Source organism: Amniculibacterium aquaticum (genome assembly GCF_003852705.1).
GTDB classification, from domain to species: Bacteria; Bacteroidota; Bacteroidia; order Flavobacteriales; family Weeksellaceae; genus Amniculibacterium; species Amniculibacterium aquaticum.
The window spans coordinates 1-1,551 of the sequence record NZ_REFA01000060.1 but is presented as its reverse complement, the minus strand read 5'-3'; the positions used below and the strand labels follow the sequence as shown (position 1 = coordinate 1,551).

The 1,551-nt window shown below is 29.1% G+C and carries 1 protein-coding gene; it reads right to left on the bottom strand.

Going from position 1 to position 1,551, the window contains the following annotated elements:
• Nucleotides 1–323 precede the first annotated feature (323 nt).
• Nucleotides 324–1,370 carry a hypothetical protein gene (locus EIY84_RS11685; RefSeq protein WP_124643380.1) on the bottom strand — a complete coding sequence of 349 codons (1,047 nt, stop codon included), beginning with the start codon at nucleotides 1,368–1,370 and terminating at the stop codon, nucleotides 324–326.
• Nucleotides 1,371–1,551 lie beyond the last annotated feature (181 nt).

The following is a 1,551-nucleotide window of genomic DNA, read 5'->3' as shown; positions in this document are numbered from 1 at the left end:
AATTTTTTGAATTTTCAGGCAGAAATTATTCGGCATAAAATTTAGAAATCAGCAGGGTATAGGTCAAAAAATGTTCAAATTTGTAAAATCTTCGATTTGATAACGCTCTTCAAATATTACGGACAACTGGCCGCGTATTGGCGATAGTGGCGGATTAGAAAGACAAAACATTCAATTTTTCACTAAGCTAAGCAACAGCCTTTTATTATTTTCTAAATTTATGAAATAAGGAAATATAAAAGGCTGTTGCGACAAAAAAAGGAGAAACTTTCAATTTCTCCCTTAAACCCGCCATTTCGCCAATACGATGTTGTGCGATCGTACTATTTTTCAATTTTTTCTGTGAATGCAAAATAGTTTATTGGAAATCTTTTATTATATCTGATATAAGGCGTGTATCTATTTGATATATAATTAATTAATTCACAATAACTTTGTTGCCATTTATAATCTTTTCTATCATAAAAATTTGGAGAAATATAAACATTTTCTAAGTTGTTTATTATGTGAAATGATAAATATTTCTGAAACTCTAATTCACTTGAAATGTTTTCTAATTCTTCTAAATATTTAATAGCTTTTACGTCATTTGGAAACGCTGCTAGAATAACTACAGTTCGATTCTTAAAAGGTAAAACAGTTGTAAAAACATCTGAATACTCATCGCTTGCACTTTCACTTAAATTAAAAATATCACCATTTTTATAATGACCTGGAGTTGTAACACCTGCGCAAGCAATTGGACAACGATATGGAAATTCGTAACAAAAATATTCTAAACCAGAATAATTTTTATTCAAGAGCATTTCATCAAGTAACTTTTTAGGAACTTCGAGATCTACAAGTGCTAATTTAATACCTTCAGTCACTTTTGGTAAGTCTTTTCCGTAAGCCTTTTGTAGATACTCTACAACTTCAGTTTCTGTTGATGTAAATAGTTTATATTCTTCATATTTTCTATGATATGAATGGGAAAATGATCTATAAGTATGTAGAAAACAATGTAAATCATTGTTTATATCTGTTATTTCTGGGTCATTTTCAATTTCTTTAAAAAGTTCTGTGTCGTGAAAATCACAAAATCCAAAAAATGTAGAAGCATCTTTTCTACCAATTGGTTTAAGGTCTAAAAAACCATATTTTTTATTTACTTGTCTTTCGGTATGACAATAAATAAATGAATTTCCTTTTAAAGTCTTTTCTAATAATTTTAGAGAACCTTGCCTTTGTAAACTATGAGCACTTTTTATTGGTAATTTACATTCAATTTTGTTTGGATGAGAACAATCTTTAATTGTTGCTCCTTTAGCAATTAATGATGTAAGTCTATTTAGTTCTTTCTGTCGTTCTATAAATTCTTCTTGTGTCATAGTTAATAAAAAGTCGGTATCGTTTTTCTATTTGCTGTCTGTTTAGTATGTCGCACAACGGTTTGCGGCTTTGTGAAGTGCGGACTTTGATTATCAAGTACTTATGCAATCTCTACACCAAGCAAAAAGCCATTTTTCTTTTGCTAAAATACAAAAATTTGTAAAAGAAAAAGGCTTTTTG